This is a genomic window from Gordonia sp. (in: high G+C Gram-positive bacteria) (assembly GCF_020438995.1).
In the GTDB taxonomy this organism is placed as follows: domain Bacteria; phylum Actinomycetota; class Actinomycetes; order Mycobacteriales; family Mycobacteriaceae; genus Gordonia.
The window spans coordinates 1-8,171 of the sequence record NZ_JAGQTN010000174.1; the positions used below are offsets into that span (position 1 = coordinate 1).

Genomic DNA, 8,171 nt, shown 5'->3' on the forward strand with positions numbered 1-8,171 from the left:
CGCCCTCGGCGTGGCGGGACTTGGCCGCGAACTGTTCCTTGGCTTCCGCGGCGACCGCCGCGCCCTCGACGCCACTGCCGTCGACCGTTTCGCCGCCTCGTACCGCACGACTCTCCTGGAGGGCTGACCGTCGAGATCGGTGTGGCAGTCGTCGAGAACCAGCCGGACCGCTGATAGATCGGCGATGAACGATCATCACTTCTCGTCTACTCTGTTGTTCGCGCATTTCGAGGAGGCCCTCGGTTCGGCTCATTGAACCGGCCGCCAGCCGACCGATGAACCCGAACTGTCAGTCCATGGTGGTGACGGTGAGAGTGCGTAGGTGGGTCCGGCCACCGTCGGAATCCACCGAGATCGCGGTGCTCGACGGGTTCGGGAACACGAGGTCGGTGATGGCGTGTGTGCCGCGCTGTGCGAACACCTCCACCGACGTGGTGTCGACGTAGACGTCGAGATCGAGGGCACCTGCGCGGAGCGGTACCCGCACCGACTCCACGGACGGGAACAGGGGGCCGAACAGGATGTTTCCCGAGCGTGTGCGGTCCACCGACAGGGTGCCGGTGGCGACGTCATAGCTGATCCGGGTGCGTTCGGTGCCGTCGGCCGAGCGACGCACGGTGACGCCGAAACTTTTCGCCGATCGGTGGGTGAACTCGGCGTGGACGCGGTAGGTGCGGGCGCGGACCGGAAGCCTCATGCCGCCGCGTCCGACGGTGATGCCGTTGCGGGAGTATGTCTTTCGTCCTCCGGTGGCGAGTGGACCAGTGACGCGGGAGACCAGTGCGGGTTTCCCGTGGACGGTACGCAGTCTCAGCTCACGCGGCAGGGTCATCGCTCCGCGCCACCGGCCGGTCGGCGTTTGCTGAGCGTAGAGCCAGTTGCTCATCCACCCCAGCATGATCCGTTTGCCGGCCGGGGCGTCATTGAAGGTGACGCCGGCGTAGAAGTCTCGGCCCTCGTCGACGAACTCCGGTGGGCCGTCGGCGGTGAATCGCTCGCCGTCGAAATCTCCGACGAAATAGCGGGTGCCGGTGCCCTTGAGCAGTTTCGGCGATACGTCCGCGGCGGGTGGGAGTACGTCGACGGTCGCCGGGTTGTGGCTGACCACCAGAACCCACTTGACTCGATCCGGATTGCCGTCCACCGGCAGCGGGAACAGGTCGGGGCACTCCCAGATGCCGCGGTAGTCGCCCCGGGGGCCGAACTCGCTGAGCGGGCGCCACTTCTTCAGGTCGTCAGAGCGATACAGCACCACCTTACGGTCGAGTGCTTCGACGGCCACCATCACCCAATAGCGTTTCGACGGGCCGTCGTCGTACCAGAACACCTTGGGATCGCGGAAGTTCGTGGACCGGCGGTCCACGACCGGGTTGCCGCGGAACTTGCTCCACGTCGCTGCGCCGTCGGTGCTGTAGGCCAGCGACTGGGTCTGGCGCCCGCTCCGGTACTTGGCGGTGTAGATCGCCACCATCGGCGGGTTGTCGGCGGTACCGAAGCCGGAGGTGTTGTGGTGGTCGACCACGGCTGAGCCCGAGTAGATCTGGGCGTCACGGTCGCCACCGATGGCGACCGGAAGTTCGCGCCAGGTGCGCAGATCGGGGCTGACCGCATGCCCCCAACTCATGTTCGCCCAGCCCGGCCCTGACGGATTGTGTTGGTAGAAAAGGTGATACTGCCCGTCCCGGTAGACGAGTCCGTTCGGATCGTTCATCCAGTTCCGCTTCGGCGTGTAGTGAAGGAGGGGTCGGAACGGGTCTGCCGGGTTTGCGACTGCCGGCGCGGTCGACGTCGCCGCAGCGGTGGCCAGAATCGCGGTCGCCAGGACCGCTGCGGCAGACCTGGAGCGCCTGCCGGGCCCGCGGCGAGATGACGGTTGCACCTGTGGGTTGTACCAGGACGCCCGGCATGCGGTCGACTCCGCGTCCGCACACCGCTGGGACGGATTCGGGGCTGGTTGTGCCGCTGCTCACGTGCTATCTTGAGCATCAAAGAAACAAACTCTCTGATCTATTCCAACAGCTCGGGGTGCGGAGAGTTCGAGGCTTGGGAGTAACTCGGTGACCATCGCTGACAGCACCACACCCGATACGGTCCTCTCCGGGGATGCGGCCACGCGGAACGACTCCGCCCCGTCCTTCGAGGAAGGCGTCCGCCAGGCGCGGCCGATGCCGGTGTCCACCGCCGTGGCGAACCAGGTCGAGCCGCTCGGGCCGAACTCGCTGGTGTGGAAGTACTACGGCGACAACCGGCAGATCCTGGGATTCCAGCGTGTTGCCGGTACCGAGAACTGCATCGAACAGCTCGCCAAGGGCGTCGAAGAGCATTCGGTGATCTTCTCCGACTTCAAAGGACGTGCCGAGCGTACGGTGCCGCCCATCATGAGCACCGTCTACAGCGCCGATCCGCACGGCTGGGGCCGCAAGGTCCGCGACTTCCATCGCAACATCAAGGGCACCATCGACAGCGACGGATCGTCGTACCACGCGATGAATCCGGAACTGTTCTACTGGGCGCACGCCACCTTTGTCGACCAGGTCATCTACGTCACCGACACCTTCATCCGGCGCCTCAGCCACGCCGAGAAGGCGCAGATGTTCGAGGAGAGCAAGCGCTGGTACGCGCTGTACGGCGTCAACGACCGCGCCGAGCCCCAGACCTACGAGGAGTTCCTCGCCTACTGGGACGAGATGCTCGACCGCTTCGTGCCCACCAAGACCATCGTGTACGCCACCGGTTACCTGCGTAAGGGACTGCCGCGGCCCAAGCAGGTGCCGGCGCCGGTGTGGCGGGTGGCCTCGATTCCGATGAACTCGCTCCTGCGCACCCTCGTCATCGGTACGCTGCCCCAGCAGATGCGCGATGTGTGCGACCTGCACTGGGACGGCCGGATGCAGAAGCGCTTCGACCGGATGTCCGCGCTGATCAGGGCGCTGAATCCGGTCATCAACAGGCTGCCGGTGGCCAAGCTGTACTCGCCGTGGGCGGTCGAGGCCTGGGAGCGGACCGGTGTCGATCCCCGGCCGATCAACAACGGAAAATAGCAGCCCGCCTTATCAGGAGTTCCCGAGATGACCAGCTACCTTGCCGAGGCACCCGCCGGCAGCGGATTGAAATCGGTCCCGTGCTCGAACATTCCGGGCGTGATCGAGGTGCTCTCCACGCGCCGCGACCCCTACGCCAAGACCGCCAAACGTGTGGCGCAGATGGGTCCGATCTCGGGCATGAACGCCTTCGGCCTCAAGATCGTCAACGTGTCCGGGGCCGCCGGGGCGCAAGAGATCCTCATGAACAAGGACAAGGCGTTCGCCAACGGTCCGGCGTGGAGCTACTTCATCGGCCCGTTCTTCCATCGCGGCGTCATGCTGATGGACTTCGACGAGCACCGCCACCACCGCCGGATCCTGCAGGCGGCGTTCACGCCCACCGCGCTCAAGGGCTACCTGCAGGAGATGCAGCCGGTGATCGCCGACCAGGTGCATCAGCTGCCGACCGGCCGGGTGGAGATGTTCAGCTGGATCAAGCAGCTCACCCTGGACGTGGCGCTTGAGGTGTTCCTGGGTGTCGAGCTACCGCGCGAGGAGGCCGACAAGCTGAACAAGGCGTTCATCGAGACGGTCGCGGCGGGCACCGCCCTCGTGCGCAAACCCGTACCCGGTGGGCGCTGGTGGAAGGGTCTGCGTTCGCGCAAGGTGCTCGAAGAGTTCTTCTACGCCAACATCGCCGAGAAGCGCGCCCGGCAGACCCCCGATCTGTTCTCGGCGCTGTGCCACGCCGAGAGCGAGGACGGCGACAGATTCACCGACGAGGACGTGGTCAACCACATGATCTTCGTCCTGATGGCCGCCCACGACACCTCGACGATGACGATGTCGCAGATGGTGTACTGGACGGCCAAGAATCCACAGTGGCAGGATCGCGCCCGGGCACAATCGCTCGAACTCGAACCGGAGATCGGCTACGACACACTGGGCAAGTTCACCGAACTGGACCTGATCATGCGCGAATCACTGCGGATGTGCCCACCGGTCCCGGCGTTGCCGCGGATGGCGATCAAGGACACCCAGATTTTGGGTCACTACATTCCTGAAGGTTCGATCGTGGCGGTGCTGCAGCAGACCAACCATCGTGATCCGACGTATTACACCAATCCGAATATCTTTGATCCCGAACGCTTTTCACCCGAACGAGAAGAGGACCGCGGGCACCGGATGGCGTGGGCGCCGTTCGGCGGTGGAGCACACAAATGTATCGGGCTGCATTTCGGTCAGATGGAGATCAAGACCGTGATGCACCGGCTGCTGCGCGAATTCGAATGGTCGGTGCCCGACGGCTACGAGGTGCCGATGGACTACAGCTCGCTGCCGGTGCCCAAGGACAACATGCCGGTCTACATCCGCCGGCGCTGACGAACGACGATCAAGGGGAGACATGGGCAAGACCTGGAGCCGCGCCGCCGCGCCGTCGGTGGCGGGCAAGATCGTCGCGATCACCGGCGGTGCTCGTGGAATCGGTTTCCGCACAGCGCAATTGCTCACCGAGGCCGGTGCCGTCGTGGCGATCGGCGACGTCGATGCCGACGTGGTGGCCAAGGCGGCCGCCGACATCGGGATCGATGGTGGTCATGTGGACGTGACCGACCGCGCATCGTTCGAAGGCTGGCTCGACGGAGTCCAAGAGCGGCTCGGACCGCTAGATGTCCTGATCAACAATGCCGGGATCATGCCCGCCGGAGCATTTCTCGACTACGACCCGGCGCTGATCCGTCGCACCGTGGAGATCGATCTGCTCGGGGTGTACACGGGTTCGCAGCTGGCCGCCCGGCGGATGGTCGACCGCGGATCCGGTCATATCGTCAACATCGCGTCGGTGGCCGGACGTCTGCCGACGCCGGGGCTCAGCATCTACAACGGCGTCAAGGCCGGTGTCATCGAATTCTCCGAGGCGCTCGACGCCGAGCTGCTCCCACTGGGTGTGCGCGTGTCGGCGGTCCTGCCGACGTTCACCCGTACCGGATTGATCTCCGGCCTACGGACCAACTCCGTCGTGCAGGCGGTCGAACCCGACGACGTGGCCGAGATCATCGTGAAAACCATTGCGCAGCCGCGTGTCCGGGTGACCGCGCCGAAGACCATGGCCTGGGTGCATGGCAACACGTTGATCGGTGCCGGGGTGAAACGGCGCATCCGGCGGTCGACCGGTCTCGACCGGATGTTCCTCGACTACGACACCGGCGCACGGGCTGAGTACACCGAACGCATCGCAAGGTAACTCCACTCCCAGGCCGCCCCGGAGGGGCGGGTGGCGCAACATTCGGCAATGTGTGATGGATGCCACATTTCCGGTGTACGGTCGTGAACTATCCGCAGCCCCGGATAGTGAGGACACCCGTGTGAACCTGCTGAAATGGAGTCAGCGACCCGCGGTCGGCGTAGACGCCAAACGTCCCGAGCACAACATCGTGCGCGGTCTCGTAGCGCGTGCGACCACCCCGCTGCTGCCCGACGACTACCTGCATCTGATCAATCCCCTGTGGTCGGCCCGCGAGTTGCGCGGCCGGGTCGTCGCGGTCAAACGCGAGACCGAGGACACCGCCACTGTCCGGATCCAGACCGGATGGGGATTCCCGGAAACCTACAAACCGGGCCAATACGTCGGCATCGGCCTGCAGATCGGTGGTCGCTGGCATTGGCGGTCGTACTCGCTGACCTCCATCGGGGAGGCGACGGCCAAGACGATCTCGATCACAGTCAAGGCCAACCCCGACGGATTCCTGTCGACGCATCTGGTCGAGGGCGTGACCCCGGGGACGATCATCCGCCTGGCCGCGCCCAAGGGCGACTTCCATCTGCCTGAACCGCTGCCGTCGAAGATCCTGTTCATCACAGCGGGCAGCGGGATCACCCCGGTGATGTCGATGTTGCGTCATCTGGTCAAACGCGGCAATGTCCCCGATGTCATCCATATCCATTCGGCACCGACACTCGATGACGTGATCTTCCGGGATGAGCTCGAACGGATGCAACGCGACGTCGACGGCTATCACCTGCAGTTGCAGGCCACCCGGTCCGACGGCAAGTTCGACCTGGCCGCACTGGACGCACATGTATCGGACTGGCGTGAACGGCAGTGCTGGTCCTGCGGCCCGATCGCGCTGCTCGACGATATGGAAAAGCACTACGAATCCAACGGCCTGCGGGGACTGCTGCACATCGAGCGGTTCGCAATCGCTCGCACCGATCACGGCGGCGAAGGTGGCACCGTCACCTTCGGAAGATCCGGTAAGACAGCCGAACTTGATGGCGCCACAACACTTCTCGAAGCCGGGGAGGAGCTCGGGGTGCAGATGCCGTTCGGCTGCCGGATGGGTATCTGCCAGACCTGCGTCGTGCAATTGACGTCCGGCTATACCCGCGACTTGCGTACCGGCGAAGAGCATCGCGAGGGCGACCGGATCCAGACCTGCGTCAGTGCCGTCGCCGGCTCCTGCACGCTCGACCTCTAGGGTGACACATGGCCATCACAGACATCGATGCCTACGCACATCTGACGGACGCCGACATCGAGATCCTCGGCGCCGAGTTCGACGCCATCCGCCGTGACATCGAGGCGGCGCGCGGTGAGGAAGACGCGCGCTACATCCGGCGGGCCATCACCATCCAGCGTTCGCTGGTGGCCGGCGGCAGGGTCGTGCTGCTGTTCAGCAACCGCAGACCGCTGTGGTTGCTGGGCACGGCGCTGCTCGGTGCGGGAAAGATCATCGAGAACATGGAACTGGGCCACAACGTGATGCACGGTCAGTGGGACTGGCTCAACGACCCGGAGGTGCATTCGACCACCTGGGAGTGGGACAACACCTGCCCGTCGGTCCAGTGGAAACACTCACACAACTTCGTGCACCACAAGTTCACCAACGTCATCGGGATGGACGACGACGTGGGCTACGGCATCCTGCGGGTGACCCGCGACCAGGAGTGGGAGCTGCGGCACCTGGGAAACCCGATCTACAACTTCCTGCTCGGCACGTTCTTCGAGGTGGGGGTGGCCCTGCACCACCTCGAGACGGAGAAACTGCGCAACAAGGAGAAGACGTATGCGCAGGCGGCCAAGGATATGCGGCTGGTCGGCAAGAAGGTGGGCAAGCAGGCTGCCAAGGACTATCTGATCTTTCCCGCGTTGTCGCTGAAGAACTGGCGCAGCACCCTCACCGCGAACTTCACGGCCAACATCATCCGCAACTACTGGGCGTACATGGTGATCTTCTGCGGTCACTTCCCGGACGGGGCGGAGAAGTTCACCGCCGAGGAGTTCGAGAACGAGGATCAGGCGCGCTGGTACCTGCGGCAGATGCTGGGGTCGGCCAATTTCACCGCCGGACCGCTGATGCGGTTCATGAGCGGTAACCTCAGCCACCAGATCGAGCACCACATGTATCCGGATCTGCCGAGCAACCGGTACGAGGAGATCGGTGTGCGGGTGCGCCTGCTGTGCGAGAAATATGACCTGCCGTACACGACGGGCTCGATCCTGCGTCAGTATGCGCTGACGTTCCGCACGATCCTCAAGCTGTCATTGCCCAACAGCATGCTCAAGGCGACATCCGACGATGCCCCGGAAACGTCGTCGGAACTGCGGTTCGACGTTCTGGAGGGTATGTCGATCGAGTTCGGCGTCGATCCGGACACCGGAAAACGGAAGGGACTGCGCACGGCGCTGAAAGCACTCAGAACGGCACAGGTACGACCGGCCTGACCGGGATCGACACCGGGTCTCGGTGTTGTGGAGGAGGAGGCCGGAACGCCGAAGGGCGGCCCCGTGACGGGGCCGCCCTTCGGTGGCTGTGAGGGTCAGTACCCTGCGCTGGGCGCGGGGATCCCTCGGTCAGGCTGCTGTCTATCCGGTGAGCGGGTGGCTCACAGGTAGGCGCCGCACGTCGGCCATGCGCCGGGGCCCTGGGTGGCCAGGGTGTTCTCGGCGACGCGGATCTGCTCTTCACGCGAGGCGGTGTGAGGCATGCCGTAGCCGCCGTTGGCGGCCCAGGTCGACGGCGAGAACTGCAGGCCGCCGTAGTAGCCGTTGCCGGTGTTGATTCCCCAGTTGCCGCCGCTCTCGCACGCGGCCACAGCGTCCCAGTTGTGGCCGTAGGCAGATGCGGTAGCAGTCGCCAGACCGAA

The 8,171-nt window shown here is 64.7% G+C and carries 7 protein-coding genes; 5 read left to right on the forward strand and 2 right to left on the reverse strand.

The window, feature by feature from the left end:
* Positions 1 to 289 precede the first annotated feature (289 nt).
* Positions 290 to 1,879 carry a glycoside hydrolase family 32 protein gene (locus KDB67_RS12855; RefSeq protein ID WP_291016219.1) on the reverse strand — a complete coding sequence of 530 codons (1,590 nt, stop codon included), beginning with the start codon at positions 1,877 to 1,879 and terminating at the stop codon, positions 290 to 292.
* Positions 1,880 to 2,165: 286 nt separating this feature from the next.
* Here KDB67_RS12855 and KDB67_RS12860 point away from each other — a divergent pair, with 286 nt between their 5' ends.
* From KDB67_RS12860 to KDB67_RS12880, 5 genes are all read left to right on the forward strand, one after another.
* Positions 2,166 to 3,041, forward strand: coding sequence for an oxygenase MpaB family protein (locus KDB67_RS12860; RefSeq protein WP_291016226.1), 876 nt, complete (start codon positions 2,166 to 2,168; stop codon positions 3,039 to 3,041).
* A 27-nt stretch (positions 3,042 to 3,068) separates the two neighbouring features.
* Positions 3,069 to 4,406 carry a cytochrome P450 gene (locus tag KDB67_RS12865; protein ID WP_291016221.1) on the forward strand — a complete coding sequence of 446 codons (1,338 nt, stop codon included), beginning with the start codon at positions 3,069 to 3,071 and terminating at the stop codon, positions 4,404 to 4,406.
* A gap of 22 nt (positions 4,407 to 4,428) precedes the next feature.
* Positions 4,429 to 5,268 (forward strand): SDR family oxidoreductase, encoded by an 840-nt coding sequence (locus tag KDB67_RS12870; protein WP_291016222.1) that lies wholly within the window; start codon positions 4,429 to 4,431, stop codon positions 5,266 to 5,268.
* A 121-nt stretch (positions 5,269 to 5,389) separates the two neighbouring features.
* Positions 5,390 to 6,502, forward strand: a complete 1,113-nt coding sequence (locus tag KDB67_RS12875) for a ferredoxin reductase (RefSeq protein WP_291016223.1) — start codon at positions 5,390 to 5,392, stop codon at positions 6,500 to 6,502.
* Between the two features lie 8 nt (positions 6,503 to 6,510).
* A complete protein-coding gene (locus KDB67_RS12880) occupies positions 6,511 to 7,749 on the forward strand; it encodes a fatty acid desaturase (RefSeq protein WP_291016224.1) in 1,239 nt (412 codons plus the stop codon).
* A gap of 161 nt (positions 7,750 to 7,910) precedes the next feature.
* Here the strand turns inward: KDB67_RS12880 and KDB67_RS12885 are convergent.
* Positions 7,911 to 8,171, reverse strand: a 261-nt coding sequence (locus KDB67_RS12885; protein WP_291016225.1) for a transglycosylase family protein, incomplete at its 5' end; no start/stop codon positions are given.

Coding starts and splice junctions, on each gene's coding strand:
- KDB67_RS12865 (WP_291016221.1), top strand. CDS start 3,069: ATGACCAGCTACCTTGCCGAGGCACCCGCCGGCAGCGGATTGAAATCG.
- KDB67_RS12870 (WP_291016222.1), top strand. CDS start 4,429: ATGGGCAAGACCTGGAGCCGCGCCGCCGCGCCGTCGGTGGCGGGCAAG.
- KDB67_RS12860 (WP_291016226.1), top strand. CDS start 2,166: ATGCCGGTGTCCACCGCCGTGGCGAACCAGGTCGAGCCGCTCGGGCCG.
- KDB67_RS12880 (WP_291016224.1), top strand. CDS start 6,511: ATGGCCATCACAGACATCGATGCCTACGCACATCTGACGGACGCCGAC.